21 protein-coding genes are annotated in these 23,879 nt (G+C 68.9%); 13 read left to right on the top strand and 8 right to left on the bottom strand.

What is annotated here, in order from left to right; translation table 11 throughout:
• From NK718_RS15685 to NK718_RS15675, 3 genes are read left to right on the top strand one after another with little or no spacing between them, the layout of a single operon-like run.
• On the top strand, positions 1-819 hold the full coding sequence (locus tag NK718_RS15685; RefSeq protein WP_254744169.1) for an enoyl-CoA hydratase/isomerase family protein: 819 nt from the start codon (positions 1-3) through the stop codon (positions 817-819).
• A gap of 58 nt (positions 820-877) precedes the next feature.
• Positions 878-2,050: a thiolase family protein gene (locus tag NK718_RS15680; protein WP_254744167.1), complete on the top strand. Its 1,173-nt coding sequence runs from the start codon at positions 878-880 to the stop codon at positions 2,048-2,050.
• A gap of 28 nt (positions 2,051-2,078) precedes the next feature.
• Positions 2,079-3,080 (top strand): aldo/keto reductase, encoded by a 1,002-nt coding sequence (locus NK718_RS15675; protein WP_254744165.1) that lies wholly within the window; start codon positions 2,079-2,081, stop codon positions 3,078-3,080.
• A gap of 93 nt (positions 3,081-3,173) precedes the next feature.
• Here the strand turns inward: NK718_RS15675 and NK718_RS15670 are convergent, their stop codons facing one another.
• From NK718_RS15670 to NK718_RS15660, 3 genes are read right to left on the bottom strand one after another with little or no spacing between them, the layout of a single operon-like run.
• A complete protein-coding gene (locus tag NK718_RS15670; RefSeq protein WP_254744163.1) occupies positions 3,174-3,917 on the bottom strand; it encodes a glucose 1-dehydrogenase in 744 nt (247 codons plus the stop codon).
• Between the two features lie 13 nt (positions 3,918-3,930).
• Positions 3,931-4,866 (bottom strand): alpha/beta hydrolase, encoded by a 936-nt coding sequence (locus NK718_RS15665; protein ID WP_254744161.1) that lies wholly within the window; start codon positions 4,864-4,866, stop codon positions 3,931-3,933.
• A 10-nt stretch (positions 4,867-4,876) separates the two neighbouring features.
• On the bottom strand, positions 4,877-6,382 hold the full coding sequence (locus NK718_RS15660) for an aldehyde dehydrogenase family protein (RefSeq protein ID WP_254744310.1): 1,506 nt from the start codon (positions 6,380-6,382) through the stop codon (positions 4,877-4,879).
• A gap of 314 nt (positions 6,383-6,696) precedes the next feature.
• On the opposite strand from NK718_RS15660, the gene NK718_RS15655 reads away from it, so the two are divergent.
• From NK718_RS15655 to NK718_RS15630, 6 genes are all read left to right on the top strand, one after another.
• Positions 6,697-7,734, top strand: a complete 1,038-nt coding sequence (locus NK718_RS15655; RefSeq protein WP_254744159.1) for an ABC transporter substrate-binding protein — start codon at positions 6,697-6,699, stop codon at positions 7,732-7,734.
• Positions 7,735-7,958: 224 nt separating this feature from the next.
• Positions 7,959-9,926 carry an oxidoreductase gene (locus NK718_RS15650; protein ID WP_256515654.1) on the top strand — a complete coding sequence of 656 codons (1,968 nt, stop codon included), beginning with the start codon at positions 7,959-7,961 and terminating at the stop codon, positions 9,924-9,926.
• A gap of 13 nt (positions 9,927-9,939) precedes the next feature.
• Positions 9,940-10,740 carry an SDR family NAD(P)-dependent oxidoreductase gene (locus NK718_RS15645; protein ID WP_254744155.1) on the top strand — a complete coding sequence of 267 codons (801 nt, stop codon included), beginning with the start codon at positions 9,940-9,942 and terminating at the stop codon, positions 10,738-10,740.
• Positions 10,741-10,902: 162 nt separating this feature from the next.
• The gene (locus NK718_RS15640) at positions 10,903-11,937 is read left to right on the top strand and encodes an ABC transporter substrate-binding protein (protein WP_254744153.1); all 1,035 of its coding nucleotides are present in this window, start codon (positions 10,903-10,905) and stop codon (positions 11,935-11,937) included.
• Between the two features lie 99 nt (positions 11,938-12,036).
• Positions 12,037-12,771, top strand: a complete 735-nt coding sequence (locus NK718_RS15635; RefSeq protein WP_254744151.1) for an SDR family NAD(P)-dependent oxidoreductase — start codon at positions 12,037-12,039, stop codon at positions 12,769-12,771.
• A 105-nt stretch (positions 12,772-12,876) separates the two neighbouring features.
• Positions 12,877-14,631, top strand: coding sequence for a GMC family oxidoreductase (locus tag NK718_RS15630; RefSeq protein ID WP_254744149.1), 1,755 nt, complete (start codon positions 12,877-12,879; stop codon positions 14,629-14,631).
• Positions 14,632-14,682: 51 nt separating this feature from the next.
• Here NK718_RS15630 and NK718_RS15625 read toward each other — a convergent pair whose 3' ends face one another.
• From NK718_RS15625 to NK718_RS15610, 4 genes are all read right to left on the bottom strand, one after another.
• The gene (locus tag NK718_RS15625) at positions 14,683-15,483 is read right to left on the bottom strand and encodes an enoyl-CoA hydratase-related protein (RefSeq protein WP_254744147.1); all 801 of its coding nucleotides are present in this window, start codon (positions 15,481-15,483) and stop codon (positions 14,683-14,685) included.
• Between the two features lie 19 nt (positions 15,484-15,502).
• Positions 15,503-16,510 carry an acyl-CoA dehydrogenase family protein gene (locus NK718_RS15620; protein ID WP_254744145.1) on the bottom strand — a complete coding sequence of 336 codons (1,008 nt, stop codon included), beginning with the start codon at positions 16,508-16,510 and terminating at the stop codon, positions 15,503-15,505.
• A 14-nt stretch (positions 16,511-16,524) separates the two neighbouring features.
• Entirely contained in the window at positions 16,525-17,682 is a 1,158-nt protein-coding gene (locus tag NK718_RS15615; RefSeq protein WP_254744143.1) for an acyl-CoA dehydrogenase family protein, read from the bottom strand.
• Positions 17,683-17,792: 110 nt separating this feature from the next.
• A complete protein-coding gene (locus NK718_RS15610; RefSeq protein ID WP_371877305.1) occupies positions 17,793-18,686 on the bottom strand; it encodes a 3-hydroxyacyl-CoA dehydrogenase in 894 nt (297 codons plus the stop codon).
• Positions 18,687-18,950: 264 nt separating this feature from the next.
• Here NK718_RS15610 and NK718_RS15605 point away from each other — a divergent pair, with 264 nt between their 5' ends.
• The 3 genes from NK718_RS15605 to NK718_RS15595 are packed head-to-tail and all read left to right on the top strand — an operon-like array spanning position 18,951 to position 21,707.
• Positions 18,951-20,099, top strand: coding sequence for an acyl-CoA dehydrogenase family protein (locus NK718_RS15605; protein WP_254744139.1), 1,149 nt, complete (start codon positions 18,951-18,953; stop codon positions 20,097-20,099).
• 4 nt (positions 20,100-20,103) lie between these two features.
• Entirely contained in the window at positions 20,104-21,267 is a 1,164-nt protein-coding gene (locus NK718_RS15600; RefSeq protein ID WP_254744137.1) for a thiolase C-terminal domain-containing protein, read from the top strand.
• A gap of 2 nt (positions 21,268-21,269) precedes the next feature.
• Positions 21,270-21,707 (top strand): Zn-ribbon domain-containing OB-fold protein, encoded by a 438-nt coding sequence (locus NK718_RS15595; RefSeq protein ID WP_254744135.1) that lies wholly within the window; start codon positions 21,270-21,272, stop codon positions 21,705-21,707.
• Here NK718_RS15595 and NK718_RS15590 read toward each other — a convergent pair.
• Complete coding sequence (locus NK718_RS15590; protein ID WP_254744133.1) at positions 21,688-22,875, bottom strand: multidrug effflux MFS transporter; 1,188 nt, start codon at positions 22,873-22,875, stop codon at positions 21,688-21,690. The two genes, NK718_RS15595 and NK718_RS15590, sit on opposite strands and share 20 nt — an antisense overlap.
• 184 nt (positions 22,876-23,059) lie before the next feature.
• On the opposite strand from NK718_RS15590, the gene NK718_RS15585 reads away from it, so the two are divergent.
• On the top strand, positions 23,060-23,806 hold the full coding sequence (locus NK718_RS15585; RefSeq protein ID WP_254744131.1) for a GntR family transcriptional regulator: 747 nt from the start codon (positions 23,060-23,062) through the stop codon (positions 23,804-23,806).
• The last annotated feature ends 73 nt before the right edge of the window (positions 23,807-23,879 follow it).

Here is a 23,879-nt window from a genome sequence, read left to right as displayed (position 1 = left end):
ATGGCGCACACACCAGCGGCCAATCTCGGCGCCCCGCTCCCCCCCGCCGTCACGCTCGAGCGGCGCGGCGCGGTCGGCATCGTCACCCTGAACAGGCCCGATCGCATCAACGCGATCGACGACGAGGTCCGACGCCTGCTGCCGGAGAGCCTGCGGGCGCTGGAGGACGATCCGGCCATTTGCGTCATCGTCCTGCATGGCGGCGAAGCCCGCGGCTTCTGCGTCGGGGCCGACATCTCCGAAAAGCGCGCGGTGGAGACGGCGGTCGCCACGCGCCGGCGGGTCTCGAAGGACGCCTGGATCGACGCCTTCGACAAGATTTCCAAGCCGATCATCGCCGCGGTGCACGGGTTCTGCCTGGGCGGGGGACTGGAGATCGCGCTCGCCTGCGACATTCGCATGGCGTCCCCCGACGCCCAGTTCGGCCTGCCCGAAACCGGGCTGGGACTGATCCCGGGGGCCGGCGGCACCCAGCGCTTGCCGAGGCTGGTCGGCCTCGGGCGGGCCCTCGACCTGCTGCTCACGGGCGACCGGATCGACACGGCCGAGGCCTACCGAATCGGCCTCGTGACCCGCGTCACGGCGGACCGCGCCAACTTGCTGGACGAGGCGATCGCGCTGGCGGAACGCATCGCCGCGCGCGCCCCCACGGCCACCCGTTTCGTCAAGGAGGCCGCCACGGCCTCGACCGAGATCGGCCTGCAGGCGGGCCTCGCGCTGGAGCGAAGCCTCTTCGCCCTGCTCGCGTCGACCGCGGACAAAGCGGAGGCCGCGCGGGCGTTCAAGGAAAAGAGGCCACCCCAGTTCACCGGCGAATGACAGGCCGGCTTGTCGGGACCGGCAAGAACGACCGGAACCGAACCCGAAAGGACAATGCATGCCCCAGGCAGTGATCGTCGACGCGGCGAGGACCCCGATCGGACGATTTCGCGGTTCTCTCAGCAAGGTCAGGGCCGATCACCTCGGCGCGGTCGTGCTCGAAGCGCTGCGGAGCCGCAATGGACTTGCCGCCGCCAGCATCGACGACGTGATCTTCGGCTGCGTCACGCAGGTTGGCGAGCAGAGCGCCAACATCGCCCGCACCGCGGCGCTGTCGGCCGGCTGGCCCGAAACCGTTCCGGGACTGACCGTCGACCGCAAATGCGGCTCGGCCGAGGTCGCCATCCACATGGCGGCCGGCCAGATCGCGGCGGGAGCGGCCGACATCGTCATGGCGGGCGGCGCGGAGAACATGAGCCGGGTGCCGATGGGCAGCAACCGCGACATCCATGGACTGCCGTTCGGCTTCCACGTGCTCGATCGTTTCGAGATGACGTCGCAAGGCGAGTCGGCCGAGCGCATCGCCGACCGCTGGGGCTTCTCGCGCGCCGACCTCGACGATTACGCCATCGAGAGCCACCGGCGCGCCGCCGCGGCCGCCGACGCCGGCTTCTTCGACCGCGAGATCGTGCCGGTGAACACCGCGGCGCACGAAGAGCGCGGGGCCGAGACGCCCGGAGGCGTCCTGGCTCGTGACGAGACGATCCGCCGCGACACCTCGCGCGAGAAGCTCGCGACCCTCAAGACCAGCTTCCGGGCCGACGGCAAGGTCACGGCGGGCAACGCCTCGCAGATCTCGGACGGCGCGGCGGCGCTCCTGCTGATGTCGGAGGAGAAGGCGCGAGACCTCGGCCTGAAGCCCCGCGCCCGGATCAGGGCGATGACCACCGTTGGGTCGGATCCGACGCTGATGCTCACCGGCCCTCTCGAGGCATCAAGGCGGGCGCTGGCGCGCGCGGGCCTGTCGCTCTCCGACATCGACATCGTGGAGGTCAACGAGGCCTTCGCGCCGGTGCCCCTGATGTGGCTGAAGGAGTTCGGGGGGACGATGGACAAGCTCAACGTGAACGGCGGAGCCATCGCGCTCGGGCATCCCCTGGGGGCCAGCGGCGCGCGCCTGATGACCACGCTGTTGCACGAGCTCGAACGGCGCGACGCGCGGTTCGGCCTGCAGAGCATGTGCTGCGCCGGCGGGCTCGGGACCGCCACCATCATCGAACGCATCGCGTGACGCCGGCCATGACGGCAGGGAGTGAGACATGAGGCAGGTTCGTCTGGGCGCGTCCGGCGTGACGTGCGGTGCGTTGGGCCTCGGCTGCATGGGCATGTCCGAGTTCTATGGCCCGCAGGACGACGCGGAATCCCGCAAGACGCTGGAGCGTGCGCTCGAGCTCGGCATCACGCTCTTCGACACCTCGGACATGTACGGCCGCGGCCATAACGAGCGCCTGGTCGGCGGGCTGGCGAAGAGCCGGCGCGACAAGCTCGTCATCGCGAGCAAGTTCGGTGTCGTGCGTGATCCGAACGGGCCGTCGGGCAGCCTCTACGACAGGGACTACGACAACTCGCCCGCCTACATGCGCAGGTGCCTCGAAGCCTCCCTGCAGCGGCTCGGAACGGACTATATCGACCTCTACTACATCCATCGGCTCGATCCGAAGACGCCGATCGAAGACTCCGTCGGGGCGATGGCGGAGATGGTCAAAGCCGGCAAGATTCGCGGGATCGGGCTGTCGGAAGTGTCGGTCGACATTCTGGAGCGGGCGGCGAAGGTTCATCCCATCGCCGCGCTGCAGTCGGAGTACTCTCTGTTCGTGCGCGACGTCGAGCGGGAGATCCTGCCCGCCTGCCGCCGGCTCGACATCGCCTTCGTGCCCTACAGCCCGCTGGGCCGCGGTTTTCTCACCGGCGCCATCACGTCGCGCGACAAGCTGGACAGCAGCGACCTGCGCGTGAACGCCGGCCATTTCCAGGACGGCAACCTCGACAGGAACCTGCAACTCCTGGACCGCGTCCGCGCCGTCGCGGCCGCTCACAAGGCGACGCTCGGCCAGATCGCGCTGGCCTGGCTGTTCGGCCAGGGCGACGATATCGCGCCGATCCCCGGCACGAAGCGGATCAAGTATCTCGAGGAGAACGTCGGCAGCGTCGACGTCCATCTGACGGCCGAGGAAATCCGCTCGATCAGCGACGTTCTGGACCCGAGCCTGGTGGCGGGGTCGCGCAACTGGGTCGCGCCCGAGCATCAAGCCAAGGGATAGCGCCGCGCGCCCCTCGCCGCAGGCTCCGGCCCATTCATCGGCTCGCGCCAGGCCTCCGCATCCTTTCGACAGGATGAGGAGGCCCGGAATCCTCTACCGTGTTCCCACCGTGTAGCCGCCGTCGCACATGAACTCGGCGCCGGTCGAGAAGGCGCTGTCGTCCGAGGCGAGGAACAGCACCAGGTTTGCGACATCCTCGACCGTGCCCGGGCGGTTGACCAGCTGGTTGGCCGTAAAGGCCGCCATGCCCGCATCGTCGAACCGGTCGCGGATCATGTCCGTTCCGATAAGCCCGGGGTGCACGGAATTCACGCGGATGCCGTATTTGGCGAACTCGATTGCGGCCACCTTGGTCATGCCGCGCACGGCGAACTTGCTGCCGACATAGGCGACGTGACCGGCCGCCGCCTTCATTCCCGCGGTGGAGGAGATGTTGACGATCGAGCCGCCGGTCCGCTTCATCAGTCTGACTGCGGCCTTCATGCCGAGGAACACGCCGCGCTGATTGACGGCGATGACGCGGTCGAACTCCTCGACCGAGCTCTCCTCGATCGTGGCCCGGCGCAGGATGCCGGCATTGTTGACGAGGATGTCGAGGCGTCCGAAGCGGCTCTCCGCCGCGCGGACAGCGTTCGTCCACGACGCTTCGGAGGTGACGTCGAGTTCGACGAAGAGCGCGGATGCGCCGAGTTCGTCCGCCAGGGCGCGCCCCTCGTCCGCGAGCACGTCGCCGATGACGACGCTGGCTCCTTCCGCCACGAAGAGGCGCGCCTCATGCGCACCCTGCCCCCGCGCCGCGCCGCTGATGAGCGCCACCTTGCCGTTCAAGCGTCCCATGCCCCTCACCCCTTCACGCCAGTTCCGCCCGCATCGTCGCAGCCATGGAGGCGATCGCGCGCCGGCTCGTGGGTTGCGCCACGCCGGCCGAGACGAAGCCATGCATCTGCCCCGGATAATGTTCGTGCACGAGACGCACGCCCTCTTTGGCGAGGCGTGCCGCGTAGCAGAGGCCCTCGTCGCAGAGGGGATCGATGCCCGCCGTGACGAGGTGGCAGCTCGGCGCGCCTGCGAGGCTCGGCACGGCGAGCGGCGACTGGCGCCAATCGCCGCCGTCTCCATGGTCGCCGAGATAGTGTCGCCTGAACCAACGCATCGTCGGCCCGTTGACGGCCAGGCCTTCCACATCGAGCGCCTGCGAAGGCTGCGAGAGCGTGAGGTCGAGAACCGGGCAGGCGAGGACCTGGATCCGCACGGGGGGCAGGCCCCCATCGCGGGCCTCGAGCGCGACGACTGCCGCCAGATTGGCGCCTGCGCTGTCGCCACCGATCCCCATTCGCCCGGGATCGAGACCGAGGGCGGCGGCCTCGCGCACGACGAATTGCAGCGCCGCTCGAACGTCGTCGAGCCCCGCCGGGAAAGGGTGTTCCGGAGCGAGCCTGTAGTCGACGGATACGATGTCGATCCCGGACGCCGTCGCCAGCGCGCGGCAGAGCCCGTCATGACTGTCGAGCGATCCGATGACGAAGCCGCCCCCGTGGCAGTAGAGCAGCGCCGGCCGCGGCCCGGGCTCCGCCGATGGCCGGTAGTGGCGCAGCGCCACGGGTCCGCCCGGCCCGTCGAACGAGAGGTCTGTCACCTCGGCGACGGGCTGCGGCGGCGTCGTGTTGCGGGCCCGGATGGCGCGCAACAGCTCACGCGCTTCAACGGGCGTCAGGGTCTCGAAGCGCGGCAGCCCGGCTTCGCGGAGCGCCTTGAAGACGGCCTCGGCATCCGGATCGAAGTTCATCGCAACCCTCTCAGTCCGTCTTGATCCAGACCGCCTTGGTGTTGAGGTAGTGGTCGAGCGATTCCAGGCCCGACTCGCGGCCGAATCCGCTCATCTTGTAGCCTCCGAACGGCACGTCGGGATCCGTCGGGCCGTAGCAGTTGACCCAGACGGTTCCGGCCTGGATCGCCCGCGCGAGGCGGTGCGCCTTTCCGACATCGCGCGTCCACACGCCGCTGCCGAGGCCGAAGATCGTGTCGTTGGCCCGGCGCACGAGGTCGTCCATGTCGTCGAACGGGATCGCGACGACGACGGGGCCGAAGATCTCCTCGCGCGCGATGCGCATCGTCTCGCGGACATTGGTGAACACGGTCGGCGGCATGTAGTAGCCGTCCGCGTAGGCGCCGTCGGTCAACCGCCCGCCGCCGGAGATCGGCGTCGCGCCTTCGGCCACGCCGCTCTCGAGATAGCCGGTCACACGCTGCAGCTGGCCCTGCGAGACCAGCGGGCCCAGCTGCGTCTGCGGGTCGAGACCGTAGCCCAGGCGCAAGCCGCGGCCGTATTCGGCGACCCTCGCCACGAACTCGTCGTAGATTTTCGATTCCACGAAGAGGCGGGTGCCGGCCATGCAGACCTGGCCGGAATTGCCGAAGACCCCCATGCCGGCGCCCGGAACGGCTGCGTCGAGGTCGGCGTCGGCGAAGACGATGTCGGGAGACTTCCCGCCGAGCTCCATCGTCAGCCGTTTCAGGTTACCGGCGGAGGAGCGGACGATCTTCTGACCGGTTGTCGTGGAGCCGGTGAACGAGATCTTGTTGACGTCGGGATGTTCGGCGAGCGCGGCGCCCGCGGTGTGGCCGTAGCCCGTGACGACGTTCACCACGCCGGGCGGAAAGCCGGCCTCGACGATCAGCTCGCCAAGGCGCAGGGACGTCAGCGAAGCCTCCTCCCAGGGCTTCAGCACCGCCGTGCAGCCGGCCGCGATCGCCGTCGCGATCTTCCAGATCGCCGACGTGACGGGCGCGTTCCACGGAATGATCAGCCCGGCGACGCCAAGCGGCTCCTTCAAGGTGTAGGACACGTACTCGCCGCCGGGCATCGAATTGTCGGTGGTCTTTCCATGGATCATCGTGGTCGCGCCCGCGTAGTAGCGCAGCAGACCGAGGGCGCGACGCCGGCGTGGCCGCACGAAGGCGATGGGCGCGCCCATTTCCATGCAGTCCAGCTCGGCCAGCTGCTCCCAATGGCGGTCCACCAGGTCGGCGAGCTTCAGGAGAAGCTCCTGGCGCTCGTAGGGCTTGACCTTACGCCACGGCCCCTCGAAGGCCTTGCGAGCGGACGCGACCGCCCGATCGACGTCGTGGGCGTCGCCCTCGGCGATCTCGGCGATGGGCTTGCCCGTACCGGGATCGTAGCTGGTGAAGGTCTTGCCCGATGCGGCCTCCACCCAGGCGTTGTCGATGAGGAGCCGCTTCGGCTTTCCGTCGAGGTAGGCCTGGCTGGCGCGAGAAGGTTGGACCGCAATCGTCATGGGCATCCTCATGGGCGGTACGGGACCGGGACGGTTTTGATTTTCTGGATACAGATAGTCATTCTGCCCGAAGAATGTCTACTGGAAACGTCGGCCACCGGACATCGCGCCAGCCCGGATGTCGGCGGGACGGGACCGAGCTCCGGCAACCCGACGAAATTGAGAATGCTGTTCTCTATCCAGAAGGTGGACTTGCCCTGACACGCGCCAGCGCCTAAACATGGCCGTACGACGGGACGGGCGCGAAAGCCCGGGATGCATCCTGCCGACGCAGCATAACCGGCCGCCCCGAAGCGCGCCGCAACACGAGGGAGGACGAGATGCTCTCAAGCTCGAACTGGCTTCAGCGATCGGCCCGCGCCGGCGCGCTTGTGATCGCCGCGCTTTGCACCGCCGCCATGGTTGGGCCGAGCGCCGCCGCTGACAAGCTGAGGATCGCGACGGCGTCGACATCGCTGGCACACGGTCCCCTGGGGCTCGCCGTAGCGGATCCCTCGATCTTCGGCGCGAAGGACATCACCATCGAGGTGACGGACCTGCGAGGCAATTCCGCCAACTGCATCGCCGCCCTGCTGTCCAAGGGCGCCGACCTTTGCCAGGTCGGCACGCCCACGGGGACCGACGCCATCGCCGAAGGCGCCAAACTCAAGGCCGTGGCGGTTCTGACGGGCCCGATCAACGAACTCTTCATTTCGGCGAAGGCCGCCGCGGCCTCCGGCGTCAGCCCGGACGCACCCGTGGAACAGAGGATCAAGGCGCTGAAGGGCATGCGCCTCGTGACCTCCGCGCCGGGAACGGCCCACTATCTCACCTTGATGAGCACCCTCCAGAAGGTCGGGCTCTCGATGAGCGACATCAGCTTCCGCACGCTGGGCGACGTGCCGGCCATGATCGAGTCGATCCGCAACGGGCAGATCGACGGGGCCCTGTGGACGATCGGCTCGCTCGGTCCGCTTCTCAAGGACAAGTCGGGCGTCCGCTGGATCAGCATGGCCCGCGGCGACATCGACGAGTTCAAGACGCTGCCCTACGTGACCGTCTATGCCAGGACCGAGTGGGTCGACGCGAACCCCGACCTGGTCCAGCGCATCCACGCAAGCTACGCGGAGGCGATCCGCCGCCTGAAGAACGAGCCCGAGAAATCCTCGAAGCTGTTCAAGGAGAAGTTCTTCCCGGATCTCGACCAGGCGCTGTGGGACGACGGCTACGCCCAGGTCCGCGCCGCCTATCTCGACGGCGCCGCCACGACAGCGAAGAGCTGGCAGCAGGGCCTGGAGCTCCAGAAGGCCGGAACGGGCAAGGACTACAAGGACGCCACCTTCGAGAAGGTGCTGATCCCCGCCGCGCAGGCCAAGTAATCCGGCCCGGCTGAACCCGGCCAGACCGGTTCTCCCGCGGGCCGGTTGAGCCCCTGAAGGCGATGCGCCCGCGCCCTCGTCGGATGTCGCATCGCCCCGAACCATCCCCCGATCGCCACGGCAATGTCCGCCGCGGTGCGAGGCGGCGCCTTGCCGCTTCGCACCCCGGCGAGGCGCGCCCCACCCTTGCCGACTTGCACCCTTGCTGATTTGGAGGACAGACCATGCGCGCCGGAGAGACCTTTACTCACATCTTCGAGCCGACCCGGATCGGCCCGATGCGTCTCCGGTCTCGCGTGATGATCCCGCCCCACTTCTCCGCCATCGGAAATCTCTGGGGCAGCGACGCCGACGCGGAGCGCGCCCTGGCCTACCTGGAAGAGCGGGCCAGCGCCGGCGCGGCCTGGATCACCATCACCGGCAGGCTCGGCAATCATTTCATCGCGGGCTTCGAGCCGTCCGGCATGTCGGCCGAGACGCTGGGCTATTTCCGGCTGCCCCATTTCTCGCGGCGCATGGAGACGGTGGTCTCCCGTCTGGGCGCGCACGACACCAGGGTCGTCATTCAGATCACGATGATCGGCGGCTATCCGCACGCGCCGTCCGACCGTCTCAGCCATCCGATCGGAAATGCCCGACCTCATGTCATGACAGTGAAGGACATCGAGACTCTGGTCGAGGAGTACCGGTACTCGGCGCGGCAGGTGCGTGGCACCGGGCTCGCCGGCGTCGAGATGCACTTTAACCACGACGATCTCATCGAGTGGTTCATGTCGCCGCTGACCAATGCCCGGACCGACCGCTACGGCGGATCGCGCGAGAACCGGCTCCGGCTGGCCGTGGAGATCCTGACGGCGGCGCGCGAGGAACTGGGAACCGACCGCGTTCTCGGGGTGCGCCTCAATGCGTTCGAGGAAATGCCGGGCGGCTACGACGCCGCCGAGGGCATCGAAATCGCACGCCATCTCGCCGCGACCGGGCTCATCGACTATCTCAGCATCGCCGCCGGCTCGAACTGGGGATCGCCCAGCTACATCCAGACCCACTATTTCGACAGCGCCCAATGGGCCGACATGGCCGGCGCCATCCGCCGCGCGGTCTCCGTCCCGGTCGTCTATGCCGGCCTCGTTGAAGGGCCGGCTGCCGCGGAACGCATCCTGGCGGCGGGTCATGCCGACGTCGTCGGCATCGCCCGGGCCCATGTCGCCGATGGACAGCTCCTCAAGAAGGCGCGAGAGGGCCGGACCGACGAGATCCGCCCCTGCATCGCCGCGAACGATTGCATCAACCGCCGCTATGTCGACGGCCTGCCGTTCGGCTGCGCGGTCAATCCGCATGCGTCACGAGAGGTGGACGGGCCCTGGCCGAAAGCCTCGTCGGCGCGCGACCTCCTGGTGGTGGGCGGAGGGCCCGCCGGCATGGAGCTCGCCGCGCTCGCGGCGGAAAGCGGGCACCGCGTGCGCCTGTGGGAAGCGGGCGCGGAACTGGGCGGCCAGCTGGTCGACGCCGTCCACGCTCCTGGGTACGAGCGCATGGCCTCCTACCTCGCATGGCAAAAGCAGCGCCTTGATCGGCTCGGCGTCGCCGTCGAGACCCATCGCCGGGCGAGTGTGGACGACGTGCTGCAGCTCGCGCCCGACGTGGTGGCGCTGGCGACGGGCGCGCGTCCCCACCGGCCTGACATTCCGGGTGCCGCCGACGCGCTGGAAGCCCGGGACGTTCTGGCCGGACGCGCCGCTCCGGGTCGGCGGGTCGCGATCGTGGCCGAGGAAGACCACATGCAGCCGCTGGCGCTGGCGGACTTCTTGTCGTCGCGCGGCCATCAGGTCACGCTGATCTACGCGACCCAGGCCCCCGCGATCCTGCTGGGACGCTACAGCGTCGGGGCCCCGCTCGCCAGGCTCGACTCGCGCGGCGTGCGGATCCGCCTCATGGAGCAGGTCGTCGCCGTCCATCGCCAGGGCGTCGATGTGCGAAACATCTACTCGAAGCGCACCGAACGCCTCGACGAATTCGACAGCGTCGTCCTGGCTTGCGGCGGCTCGTCCGACACCAGCCTTTTCGACACGTTGTCCAGCAAGCGGCAGGACGTCCACATCCTCGGCGACGCCTATGCGCCGCGCCGCCTCGTCTTCGCCACCCGGCAGGCCTACGCCCTGGCCCGCCTGCTCGCCACCTCCGAAGCCCACTGAAAGGCAGGCCCCCATGCGCGCGATCGTCACCGGTGCAGCCAGCGGGATCGGCCTTGCGGCCGCCCTGCGACTGGCGGAAGCAGCGCGCGAGTGGGGCACGGGTCCCGCGAGGATCGCGCTCGTCGACATCGCGCCCGGCCCGCTCGCCGAAGCCGCCGACGCCGTGCGCGCCAAAGGCGCGGAGGCCCTCGCCATCCAGGCCGATCTGGCGGATGCCGACGCGCCGGCGCGAATCGTGGCGCAGGCCGTGGCGGCGTTCGGAGGCCTCGACGCCCTCGTCAGCAACGCCGGAGTCAATCCGAAGGCGTCGCTGCAGGAGTGCGCCGTCGACCAGTACGACTGGGTTCAGGCGGTCAACACGCGGGCGACCTGGCTCCTGGGGCGCGCGGCCCGTCCGGCCCTCTCCGAGAGCAAGGGCGCCATCGTCGCGACGGCCTCCGTGGCGGGCCTGAACCCGACCCCGATGTGCGCGGCCTACTCCGTCAGCAAGGCCGCGCTCATCATGCTGGTGCGGCAGATGGCGCTGGAGTGGGGCCCCGACGGCATACGCTGCAACTGCGTCTCGCCGGGATCGGTGCCGACCGGCATGTCGCCGGAGCGCTACGCGACCGACGAGGGCCTTGCCCTGGCCCGGTCCCGCAATCCGCTCGGCAAGGTCGGCACGGTCGACGACATCGCGGAGGCCATCGCCTATCTCGTGGGTCCGAAATCCGGCTTCGTCAGCGGCACGAATCTCGTGGTCGACGGAGGCATGCAGGTGACGCTGGCGCAACGGGGAGCGGCCGGTCTGGTCCGGTCGTCGCGACCTTCCTGAACGAAGGGGCGTCGTTCCACCTTAAGAATGACGTTCTCCATAGAGATTGTTTGATTGCCTTTCTTCGCCGAACTGCTAGCGTCTTGTCGCGCCGGCCAGCCATGCGAGGCGGCCTCGAACAATGAGGAAGGCAGGGGACTGCCTCGAATGGGGGAGACGGAAATGACCATCACTGTGCTGTCCGGAGCGCGTGTCGCGCTGGCCGCCGCCGCCGTCGCGGCGCCGCTCGTGTGGGGTGGCGCGGCCACCGCCCAGGAGACGAAGATCCGGATCGGATATTCGACCCTCCTGAACACGGGTCTGCATCTCTACGTGGGCGAAATCGCCCCCGAGCTCTACGCCAAGCACAATATCAAGCTCGAACTCAAGGACATGAAGGCGAACGCGGCCAACTGCATCGCGGCGATGCTCGCGAAGGATGTCGACATGTGTTCCGTGTCGGCGCCCTCCGGCACCTTCGCCGTGGTGGAAGGGGCGCCCCTCAAGGCCGTCGCCGTCGTGCAGGGGCCCGTGGCCGAGCTCTATTTGTCGAAGAAGGCCGTCGAGAAGTCCGGCGTGTCGCCGAAGGACAAGGTCGAAGCCAGGCTCAAGGGCCTCAAGGGCCTCGACGTGGTGACGTCCGCGCCGGGCACGCTCTACTACAACATTCTCGAGGACATGCTGCGTGACGTCGGCCTGACCATCAAGGACGTTCGCTACCGCACGCTCGTGGATCAGACGGCCATGCGCGAAGGCCTGGCGAACGGGACGTTCGAGGGCGTGCTGTGGAGCTCCGGCCTTTTTGCCGACCTCGAGGCGACGAACGCCATCTCGAGCTGGATCAGCGTTCCGGCCGGCGACGTGCCCAAGCTGTCGACCGTGCCGACGGTGACGGTCTTCGCGACCGATGCGTGGCTGGCCGCCAACCCCACGGGCGCGCAGCGGCTGCACGCCGCCTTCGTCGACGTGATCGCGGCGCTGAAGGCGAACCCCGACAAGTATCGCGACGCGATCAAGCAGAAGAACTTCCCCGACATGAACCCCGTGGTGTGGAACGGCGCCTACAAGCACGGCGTCGCCGCGCTGTGGTCGACGGGCAAGACGACCGAGAAGGCCTGGAACGATCTCGTCGCCCTCCAGAAGGCGAACAATCCGGGCAAGGACTTCGCCGCCGCGCAGTGGGACAAGATCGTCCTGCCGACCGCGCAGGCGAAGTAAGGGCGCGCGCGGGCGCGAACCAGGAGAGCCGGCGCCCTCGCGCCGGTTCTTCTCGCCCTGCCCCGGCCGGGACATCGACGAGCAAGACGGGAGGAAGAGGTGCGACTGCAGGGCAAGGTTGCGCTCGTGACCGGCGCGGCGTCCGGCATCGGACTCGCCACGACGCGACGCTTCGTCGCCGAGGGGGCCCGGGTCATCGCCGCCGACCTGAACGTCGACGGCCTCGAGACATCCGGGTCGCTGCGCCCCTTTCGCCTCGACGTCGCGCAGGAAGACCAATGGGTCGCGGCCATCGCCGCGGCGCTCGACGCCTTCGGGCGCCTCGATATCCTGGTCAACAACGCCGGCATCGGCGCGCCAGGACCCATCGTCGAACTGAGCCTGGCGGACTGGCGCAAGGTCATGGCGGTGAATCTCGACGGCGTGTTCCTGGGCATCAAGCACGCCGTGCCGGCGATGGAGCGCTCGGGAGGCGGCTCCATCGTCAACATCGCGTCGATGCTGGGTCACGTCGCGACGGTGAATGCGTCGGCCTACTGCGCCTCGAAGGGCGGCGTCGCCCTCCTGACGAAGGCGGCGGCTCTCGAGATGGCCGCCGCCGGCGGCAGGATCAGGGTGAACTCCGTTCACCCCGGTTTCATCGAGACGCCGATGCTGGGCGACCGCCTGCGCGCCGATCCGGCGCGGCGGGCGCTCATCACCGGCCAGACCCCGGTCGGGCGGCTCGGGACCGTCGAGGAGGTCGCCGCGGCCGTGCTGTATCTCGCTTCGGACGAAGCGGGTTTCACCACCGGCTCGGCCCTCGTGGTGGACGGGGGCTACACGGCCCAGTGAGTCCCGCCGAGGCGCTTGCGCGCCTCCCCTCCGATGTTCCGGAAACACACGTCACGATGGCGACGCCGAGTTCAGGCTCCCTGCTGCACGGATAGTGGTGAAGCGATGCATTACGACACGATCATCGTCGGCGGCGGCACGGCCGGCTCCGTCCTGGCCCACCGCCTTTCCGCCGATCCGTCGCACCGCGTGCTCCTGTGCGAGGCCGGACGGGACCTGAAGCCCGGCGAGGTGCCCGACGACATCCGGGCGAGCTATCCGGGCGTGGCCTACATCAACCCCGCCTATTTGTGGCCTGGAATGACCGTTCGCACCATCGGAGGCGGCCACAACACGGGCTCCGGCGGGCGCGCCGTCGAGCGCGGATACCAGCAAGCGCGCATTCTCGGCGGAGGCTCGTCCATCAACGGCCAGATGGCCAACTGGGGCCTGCCGAGCGACTTCGACGAGTGGCAGGAGCTTGGCGCGGAGGGATGGTCGTGGGACGGGGTTGAGCCCTATTTCCGCAAGCTCGAACGCGATCTCGACTTCCCCGGCGAGAACCACGGGCACGACGGCAAGATCGCGATCCGCCGCATCCCGCCGGAACGCTGGACCGTCCACGCCAAGGCCGCGGCCAAGGCGTTCGAGAGCTTCGGCTACCGGTATCTTCCCGACCAGAACGGCGATTTCGGCGACGGCTATTTCGCGCTCGCCCACTCCAACGAGAACGAGGAGCGCTCCGGCGCGGCGACCACCTATCTGGACGAGGCGACCCGCCGGCGGCCCAACCTGACCATCCTCACCGACGCCCAGGTCAGCGGCCTCGCGTTCGACGGGCTGCGCTGCACCGGAGTCGTCGTCCAGACACCGTCCGGCGAGCAGCGGTTTCAGGCGAGCGAGGTGATCGTCTCGGCCGGGGCCCTTCAGTCGCCCGCGATCCTCATGCGCGCCGGCATCGGCCCCGCCCCGCACTTGATCGAGCAGGGCATCGACGTGCGCCTGGACCTGCCCGGCGTCGGCCAGAACCTGATGGATCATCCGCAGGTGGGCCTGGGCGCCTTCCTGCGGCCGGAAGCGCGCATGCTGCCCCACACGGGGCGGCATATCCTCATGGGGATGCGCTACAGCTCCGGGGCGCCCGGCGCGCCGGCCGGAGACATGTTCGTGGGCTGCATGGACCGCACCGCCTGGCACGATGTGGGCGGCCAGATCGGCGCGCTCGTCGTGTGGATCAACAAGACGTTCTCCAAGGACGGCGAGGTGCGGCTGCGCTCGGCGGATTGGCGGGACACGCCGTCGGTGAACTTCCGCCTTCTCTCCGACGACCGCGACATGACACGGCTGGTGGACGGCATGCGGCTGATCGGCCGCTTCCAGCTGACGCAGGCTTTGAGCGAAGTGTCCGAACATCCCTTCCCGGCCTGCTACACGGACCGCGCCAAGCAGGTCGGCCTGTTCAGCAAGCGCAACAAGCTCATCACCTCGCTGATGGCCAGGCTGCTCGACGGCCCGGCGGCCCTTCGCAAGGTCCTGATGGAACGCTTCGTGATGTCGTCGCACGACTTCGACGCCGTGATGCGGGACGACGAGGCCGCGCGAGCCTTCATTCACGAGGCCGTGTCGGGGATCTTCCATGCATCCTGCACCTGCAGGATGGGCGCCGCCAGCGACCCCCTGGCGGTGACGGATGCGCAAGGCCGGGTGCGGGGCGTGGCCGGGCTGCGCGTCGTCGACGCGTCGATCTTCCCGTCGGTGCCCAGCGCCAACACCAACATCCCGGTGTTCATGGTGGCCGAGAAGATCAGCGACGCGATCGTGGAGGGGCGGAAGACGGAGTCTCGCCCGACATTCGTCCGCACGGCGGCGTCTCAGGCCTGAGACTTTCCGGCTGCCGCGGGCCACGGCGCCGCCGCCGCGGCGCCGGCGGGTTCAGCGGCCCTTGTAGTCGGGCTTGCGCTTTTCCAACAGCGCCGCCAGCGCCTCGCGCTGGTCGGTCGTGTTCTGGGCGATCGCCTGGTAGGAGGCCGCCAGGTCGAGCGCGTCGCGCAGCGACATCTCGGCCGAGCGCTTCATCAGCCGCTTGTTCAGGCGGATGCTGATCGGCGGGAAGGCGAGCATCGACTCGGCGATCTCGATCGCCTTGTCCATCAGGTGCTCGGGCGGGACGACATGGGTGGCCAGCCCCCAGGCCTCGGCAAGCTGCGGTTCGATCACGCGGCCGGTCAGCGCCATCTCCATCGCCCGCGGCATCCCGACGACGCGCGGCAGGAGCCACGCCCCGCCGTCGCCCGAGACGATACCAACGCGCAGGAAGCTCTCCGCGAAGCGCGCCTTCGTCGACGCGACGCGGATGTCGCACATGCAGGCGAGGTCGCAGCCAGCGCCGATGGCGGCCCCGTTGATCGCCCCGATGACCGGGACGTCGAGGCGCTCGAAGGCCAGCGGGATCTGCTGGATGTTCGTGCGGTAGGCTTCGCCCATCTCGTAGGGCGAGCCGCGATACATGGGATGCGTCCGGTCCTGCATCTCCTTGAGGTTGCCGCCCGAGCAGAAGCCGTCCCCGGCCCCGGTCAGGATGATGCACGACAGGCTTTCGTCCGCATTGGCCGACCCGAGATAGCGCACCAACGCCGTAATCAGGGCGTCCGACAGCGCGTTGCGCGTCTCCGGCAGGTTCATCGTCAGGATGGCGATCGGCCCCCTGCGCTCGACGAGCAATGCTTCAGCCATCGTGTCCTCCCGAACCCGCTCAGTCCACCATCCAGGGCCACAGGCCGGCGCCCTGCGCGCAAGCCTGAGCGCCAATCCGACGCTCGAGCTCCGCTTCGCGGCCCCAGGCGTCGCGCCATGTCCACAGCCGCTTGCTGTAGTGATGCAGCACATGTTCCTCGGTGAACGCGATGGCGCCGAGGATCTGGTGCGCCGCCGCCACCACGGTGGTCGCCGCGCGGCCAGTCTGGACCTTGGCCGCCTGCCACTGCAGCGGCTTCAGCCGCCCGGCGTCCTGCGCCGCGATGGCGCTTCGGACCGCGGCCTGCGCCACCGCCTGTTCGGACGCGGCCTCGGCCAGGCGGTGCTGGATCGCCTGGAACTTGCCCAGGGGCTTGCCGAACTGCTTGCGCGTGTTGGCGTGCTCGATCGCGATCTCGATCTGGCGCTGGGCCGCACCGAGGATGGCGCAAGCCGTGAGCAGCGCGCCACGGGCGGCAAAGGCCTCGAAGGACGCTTCCGTCGCCTGGACCGACTCGGGTCGCAGGGCGGCAAGATCGAGCAGCGCCACGTCCTCGCCAGCGAGCGAACTCCGCAGCTCCATTCCGTCGCCGCCGAAGCGGGCCAGGGCCAGGCGTCCACGCTCGTCCGCGGCGCAGACGAGGACGGTCGCGGCCGCCTCCCCGATCACCGGGGCCACGACCGAGGTTGCCTTCGCCGGCTTCTGCCAGGTTCCGGACCGGACGCAGGCTTCATCGAGCAGGGCGAGCGTCGTCCGGTCGGGGTCCAGCGCCGCCTCGGCCGCGAGCGCGGGGAGCAGCAGCATCTCGACGATGGGGCCCGGGGCGGCGTGGTATCCCCAGCGATAGGCGACCGCGGCCGCGTCGAGCGTGCCGCCGCCCATGCCCCCCGCTGCCTCGGGCACGAGCAGCTGGTCGAGACCGTTGTCGAAGAATTCGGACAGCACGGCGGCGGCAGATTCCCGCGTCCCGCGCACGTTTCCGGCGAAGTGCCGCGCGAGCAGGCGCTCCGCGGTGTCGTCGAGCATGCGAGCCGTGTCGCTCATCTCAGGCCAAGCTCCCGTGCCACGATGCCCTTGAGGATTTCGCGAGTGCCGCCGCGCAGACTGAAGCAGGGGGCGTTGAGGATGGCGAAGGACAGGGCGCCCGCGGCATCCGCGCGACCCCGAACCGGCACCATCGACAGCACGCGGCGCGCCACCTCGGGAATCTCCTGCTCGAGCCCCGTGCCGAGGTCCTTGGCGATCGTGGCGATGCCAGTCGCGGGCTGTCCCGCCTCCAGGCGCTCGCCGATGAGCAGCGAGAGGTCCCGGATGGCAGAGAGCCGGGCGACGAGCCGCCCCACCTCCGCATGGGCCCGGTCGTCTCCCGAGGCGCCGACGGCTTCCGTCAGGATCCTGAGCAGCCCGAAGGTCGACATGAACCGATCCGGAGCGCTTCGCTCGAAAGCAAGCTCCTCGATGACCAGCTTCCAGCCGTCGCCGCCCTGGCCGAGCAGGTGCGTGTCGGGGACGACATTGCCGTCGAAGATCACTTCGTTGAGCTCGTGCTCGCCATTGAGGCTGACGAGCGGCCGCACCGTCACTTTTGGGTCATCGAGCGGCACGACCAGTTGCGACAGGCCGGCGTAGCGGTCCTCGGACCGCGCCTCGGTGCGGCACAGGACGATGAGGTAATCGGCGTGATGGGCGTTGGTCGTCCAGACCTTGCGCCCCTCCATGCGCCAGCCGCCGTCGACCTTCTCGGCCTTGGTGCGGACCGACGAGAGATCGGATCCGGAATCCGGTTCGCTCATGCCGATGCCGAAGGTGAGCTGGCCGGCCGCGATCCTGTGCACGAGCGCCGCCTTCAGCTCCTCCGTGCCGTGCCTCATGATCTGCGGTCCGCTCTGGCGTTCCGCGATCCAGTGCGAGCCGAGCGGCGCGCCGGCCGCCAGCATTTCCTCGCAGACCACGTAGCGCTCGAAGGCAGTCCGCTCCTGGCCGCCGAACCTCCTGGGCCAGGTCAGGGCAAGAAAGCCGCGGCGCGCCGCACGCTCCGAGAAGCCGCGGTCGAAGGTGGTCCAGGACTGGAGGCCGGGCACGATCGTGCCCGCCCGGCGCTCGTCCTCGAGGAAGGCGCGGACGGCGGCGCGAAGCGCCGAAACGTCGGGGCGAGGCGTCCCTCCGGAATAGTCGGGAAACGGGATGAAGGGCTGCATGCGGTTCTTTTCCAGAGGCGTGAGAGCCATGCCGCGGGCCGGCCGGAACGGTCCGGAAGCTCACCTGTCGGACATGCCGGGACGCGAGGGCCGCTCCCCAGCCGCCGCGATCAGCTCGGCTTGAGGCCCGAACCCGGGACCTTGACGCCGTTTTCGTACTTGTAGACCCCGTGGCCGACCTTTCGGCCGAAACGTCCGGCGGCGACCATCTTGGTGATCAGCGGGCACGGCCGGTACTTCTCGCCGAAGGTCTGGTGCAGGTACTTGATCACCGAAAGCCGCGTGTCCCAGCCCGTCAGGTCGCCGAGTTCGAGCGGCCCCATGGGATGATTGAACGCCAGCCGCAGCGACGTGTCGATGTCTTCCGCCGTGGCCACACCCTCCGACAGCATCCACATCGCCTCGTTGCCCAGAAGGGCCGAGATGCGGCTCGTGGTGAACCCGGGCGACTCGTTGACGATGATCGACGTCTTGCCGATCGCCGCGCTCCAGGCCTGGACCTGCTCCACCGTGCTCGCCGAGGTGGCGATGCCCTTGATGATCTCGACGAGCTTCATCTTGTGCACGGGGTTGAAGAAATGCATGCCGATCACGCGCTCGGGGGCCTGCGTCACGGCTGCGAGTTCCGTGATGCTCAGCGCGGACGTGTTGGTGGCGATCACGGCGTCCTTCGAGACGGCGCGGTCGACCGCCTCCAGGATCTGCAACTTGACGGGAAGGTTTTCCGTGGCCGTCTCGACGACGAGATCGGCGCTGCCGACGCTGCCGTCCAGGTCGGTCGTCGTCTCGAGGCGGGAGCGGACGAGGTCGGCCATCGCCCCGTCGACCTTTCCCCGCGAAATCCCCTCCGCGACGATGCCGTGGATGGCGGCCTCGGCCTTGCGCAGTTGCTCCGCCTTCACGTCGACGAGAGAGACGCGGAAGCCGCTGACGGCGAAGGCATGAGCGATGCCCAGGCCCATCTGACCGGCACCGACGACGGAAACTTTGGCGTTGGCGTTCACGGAAAGTGCCTTTCTCGCGAGGGCTGACCGGCGGACGAACCCGCGGCACGCCCTCGCGCGCAAATTGAACGGAACGTCTGCCCCGGCGGGGCGGCGTCCCCGTGTCGCGGCGCCCGGAAGATCGCCGCCGGACTTTGGTACCAACCATTCGCCGGGGCATCAAGCGTTCTTCTTCATGCAGAATGTCATTCTTTATTGAGATAGCGCCGGGCTGTGGTAGACATGGGACGATGGGCCGCGGACGGTCCGCATGAGAGAACGGGAATGAGCAGCTGGTCCCTCTGGCCGTGGCCCTTCTTCGAGGAGCGTCATCGCGACCTCGCGGCGCGCGTCGGCGCCTGGTCCTGTCCCGTGGACGGCGAGGTGCACGAGGCGGAACTGGGTGAAGCGTGCCGCGCCATCGCGCGCTCCCTCGGTGCCGGCGGCTTTCTCGACTGCGTGGTGCCCCGCGAGGGCGAGAAGGTGGACGTCCGCGCGGTCTGCGTGGCGCGGGAGGCGATCTCCTACACGTCCGTGCTGGCGGACAACGTCATCGCGATGCAGGGGATCGGCACGGGAGCGCTCTGGCTGCACGGCACCCCGGAGCAGAAGGACGCCTATCTCGACCCGGTTCGGCGCGGCGAGCGGATCGCCGCGTTCGCCCTCACGGAGCCGGGTGCCGGCTCGGATGTCGCCAGCATCACCACGACCGCCCGGCGGGATGGCGGCGACTACGTGCTGGACGGCGGCAAGACGTTCATTTCGAACGCCCCCTTCGCCGACCACTACATCGTGGTCGCCCGCACCGGCGAAGCCCCGGGGGCGCGGGGCCTCACCGCCTTCATCGTCGACGCGGGCACGCCGGGCATGGTGGCCGGTGATCCGATCCACCTGATGGCCCCGCACCCGCTCGCCCCTCTCACCTTCGAGAACTGCCGGGTGCCGGCCGCCAACGTCATCGGCGAGCCGGGCAAGGGCTTCGGTATCGCCATGGCGACGTTCGACATCTTCCGCACCTCCGTCGGGGCGGCCTGCGTCGGCATGGCGCGGCGGGCCATGCACGAGACGCTGGCGCGCATGCGCGAACGGCGCCTGTTCAACGCCACGATGGCCGAGATCCCGGGCGTGCAGACCAAGCTCGCCGACATGTCCATCGATCTCGACCTGGCGGCGCTCGCCGTCTATCGCGCCGCCTGGGTCAAGGACACCACGGGCGGCCGCTGCTCGCGCGAGGTCTCGATCGCCAAGTTCGCGGGGACGGAGGCGGCCGGTAGGATCATCGACGCCGCCGTCCAGCTGTGGGGAGGCCTGGGCGTGACGCGCGGCTCGGTGGTGGAACAGCTCTACCGCGAAGTGCGTCCGGCGCGCCTTTACGAAGGCGCGTCGGAAGTCCAGAAACTGGTCATCGCCCGCAACCTGATCGCCGGAGCGTGACATCGTGAGCATCGCCGGCAGGACCGCGATCGTCGGGGTCGGAAGCACCCCCTATTACAAGCGTGGCCGCTCGGCGCCGCAAACGCTGCCGGAGCTCGTCTGCAAGGCCATCATCGCCGCCGTCGAGGACGCGGGACTTTCGATGACGGACATCGACGGCTTCGCCTCCTATTCGGGGGGCTTCGACACGCCCTACCTGATGGAAACCCTCGGCATCCCCGAAGTGCGCTTCACCTCGATGCTGACCGGAAGCGGCGGCGGATCGGCGGGAGCGGTGGGGCTCGCCTCGGCGGCAATCGTCGCGGGCCTCGCCGACGTCGTCGTGGTGATCGGCGGCGTGCAGCAGGCCCTGCAGCGCTTCGGCTCCGTCACGCAGTCCTACGAAAGCCTGCCCGAAAACGCCTGGTACGAGGCCGCCGGCCTGGTGGGCCCGGGCCACATGTTCGCACTCCTGGCCCGGCGGCACATGCATCGCTACGGGACCACCCGCGAGCACTTCGCCGAGGTCGCGATATCCACGCGCCTCAATGCCATGAGCCATCCCGACGCGCTCATCCGCAAGCCGCTGACGCGTGAGGACTACTTCGCCGCGCCGATGCTCTCGGACCCGTTGTGCCTCTTCGACTTCTGCCTCGAATCCGACGGGGCGATCGCCGTCATCGTGACCTCGATCGAGCGCGCGCGCGACCTCCGGCGAAAGCCCGTCGTCGTCAGGGGCTGCACACAGGGCGGAGAGGCCGGCTGGGGGCGTTCCCTCTACTGGATGAACATGCCGGAAGACCAGTTCCTGACCTCCGGCAACCGTTCCGTCGCCCGCGACCTGTGGCGCCAGACCGGGTTGCAGCCCTCCGACATCGACGTCGCCCAGATCTACGACCACTTCACGCCCATGGTCATCGCTCAACTCGAGGACTTCGGGTTCTGCGGGCCCGGGGAAGGCGGCCCGTTCGTCGCCAGCGGGGCCATCCGCTTCGACGGCGGCTCCCTGCCCGTCAATACCGACGGCGGGCAGCTGTCGGGAGGTTATATCTGGGGCATGAGCCACATCCGGGAGGGCGTGGCGCAGATCCGCGGCGATGCGGCCAACCAGGTGAGCGGAGCAAGGCTCGCGCTCGTCACCGGCGGCCCATCGTCAATTCCGATGAGCGCTTTGGTCCTGGGTGACTGACGATGGCCGCGATCGCGCAATTCCCGGCGGAGAGCCTGTTCACGCTCTGCACGGACGCATGGACGCAACCCTGGTGGGACGCCGCGCGCGAGCACCGGCTCACCGCGCCGTGCTGCGAGGACTGCGGCCGGTTCCGCATGCCTCCGACTCCCTTCTGCCCGCACTGCCGCTCGCAGAGGCTCCGCTGGCCCACACTGAGCGGAAGGGGCACGCTCTTCAGCTACACCGTCGTGACCCGGGCGGTGATCCCGGCCATGGAAAACTGCATCCCCTACGTGCCGGCCCTGGTCGACCTCGACGATGCGCCAGGCGCGCGGCTCACGACCGCCATCGTCGGCGTGCCCATCGACGCCATCGCCATCGGAGCTGCCGTGACGGTGGTGTTCGAGGACCGCAGCGACGGCGTCGTCGTGCCGCGTTTCACCCTGGCGACGGCCTGACCCTCAGGACCAGCAGCGTCGCGAGGCCGACGCCGGAGCAGACCAGCATCACGGCTGCGGTGGACACGACGACGTCCGAGGCCAGCCCCGACAAGGTCACCGCCACGGCGCCGGCGAAGATCTGGCTGAAGCCGAAAAAGCCCGTGGCCGCTCCGCGCCGCTCGGGGACCATGGCCACCGTCCGGGTGAGGGCCAGCGGGGCCATCAGGCCCGACATGAACGTGTAGAGGAAGCCCGACGCCACGAAGAGCGTCGCCGTCAGCCCCCAGGCATGGCTCGCGGCCAGAAGCAGGCTCCCCGCGAGGCCGGTGGAAGCCGCCAGCAGGATCAGGCGATCTGTTGGAATCCGCCTCGCGAGGCGCGTCGCGGCGAGGCTGCCGGCAAGGATGCCCGCCACGAGGACGGCGTAGAAGCCGCCCGCATCCGACAGCGGACGACCCAACGTCCCGGTGACGATGAAGGGCGAGGAGGCGAGGATCCCGAACATGGTCGTGGTGGTGAGACTGCCGGCGAAGACGCGGGCCATGAAGGGTCCGGACTTCAGCAAGCGCCAGTAGGCGGCGATGGACTCGCGCGCCGGCTCCGCCCTGGCAGTCCCGGTTTCGGAAATCAGGAACAGCGCGCCGAGAAGGGCGATGCTTCCGAACGCCACCAGGATCAGGGGGACGAAGCGCCAGCCCAGGCTTTCGCCCAGCCACAGGCCGAGCACCGGCGCGACCGCCGGGGAGACAAGCAGAACCGCGTTGAGCGCGCCGATCAGGGAGGCGGCCTCCCCGCCCTTCGACGTGTCCTGGACGATGGAGCGCCCGATCACGAGGCCCGCGCAACCGCCGAGGGCCTGGAGCACGCGGGCCATGAGCAAGGTTCCGAACGTCGGCGCGAGGACGCACAGCATGCCCGACACCACGTAGACGGAGAGGCCGGCGAGCAGCACGGGACGCCGGCCGAACCGGTCCGACAGCGGACCGTGCGCGAGCTGGCCCGCCGCGAGCGCGAACATGTAGGCGCTCACGACGAGTTGGGCCCGGCCGGGGTCCACCTCGAAGTCGGCCCCGATCAGCGGCAACACGGGCGCCAGGACATGCATGCCCAGCGTCCCGGATCCGATGATCAGCGCCAGCAGCCAGAACGGGCGGGACGACGTTCCAGAAGCTGGTCCGAACCGCATCCCCCACTCCGCGTGTTACCCCGATGTCCGGACATTCTAGCCTGCCGTGGCACAAGGGTGCCTGGGCAACCCGATATCCAAAGTGATGAGGATCGCCGGAATGCCCGGCCCTCATTGACGCGGCGGAGTCCCTGCCGATATGGCGGGCGCGGGCCCATGGCAGGCCTCAAGGGAGATCCGCCTCATGCCGCCGAGACACGCGTCCAAGGTCCGAACCGTCGGCTACAAGGACATCAGCTCGACGCTGATCCGCGAGATCAAGGAGGGCGTCTGGGCCCTCAACGAACTCCTGCCCAGCGAGATGGACCTGGTGGAGCGCTTCGGGGTCGGCCGCAACACGGTGCGCGAGGCGCTGCGCGAACTGCAGGCGCTGGGCTACATCCGGCGCCGTCGCGGCGCGCGCTCCGTCCTCGCGTCGCATGATCCGGACGGCGGCTTCGTCAACTCCGTCCGTTCCGTCAGCGAGTTGCTGGACTACGCCGAGACGGCCCACTCCGTACACCTCGGGGCCGAGCACATCCGCGTCGGCGAGAGACTGGCCCAGCGCCTCGACTGCCCGCCCGGCAGCGAGTGGATCCGCCTCGGCATCCTGCGCAGCCGCGAGCCCGGCGGGGATCCCTTCTGCCTCTCCGAGATCTATGTGGATCCCGTCTACCAGGACGTGCTGAAGGTCCTGGACAACGACAACCGGATCTTTCCGCTGCTCGAACGCGAGTTCGACATCGTGCTGCAACAGGTGGTGCAAACCATCGAAGCCGCCGAGGCCGACGCCAACATCGCCTCGCGGCTCAAGGTGCCGATCGGAAGTCCGATCCTTCTCGTCCGCACGACGTTCCGCGGCAGTGACGGCCGGGTCGTCGAGATCGGGCTCGCCCACTTTCCGGCGGGCCGGTACAAGGTCCGCATCTCGCTGGACCGGAAGCCGGCCTGACACCACGGTCCCGACACAACCCGTTTTTCTTCATTCCGAAATTCATTCGGTATGGAAAATTTGGATTGCGGGA

Source organism: Alsobacter ponti, assembly GCF_024294805.1.
Lineage (GTDB): Bacteria > Pseudomonadota > Alphaproteobacteria > Rhizobiales > Beijerinckiaceae > Alsobacter > Alsobacter ponti.
The sequence above is the reverse complement of the archived record's forward strand: the minus strand, read 5'-3'. Positions and strand labels throughout refer to the sequence as shown.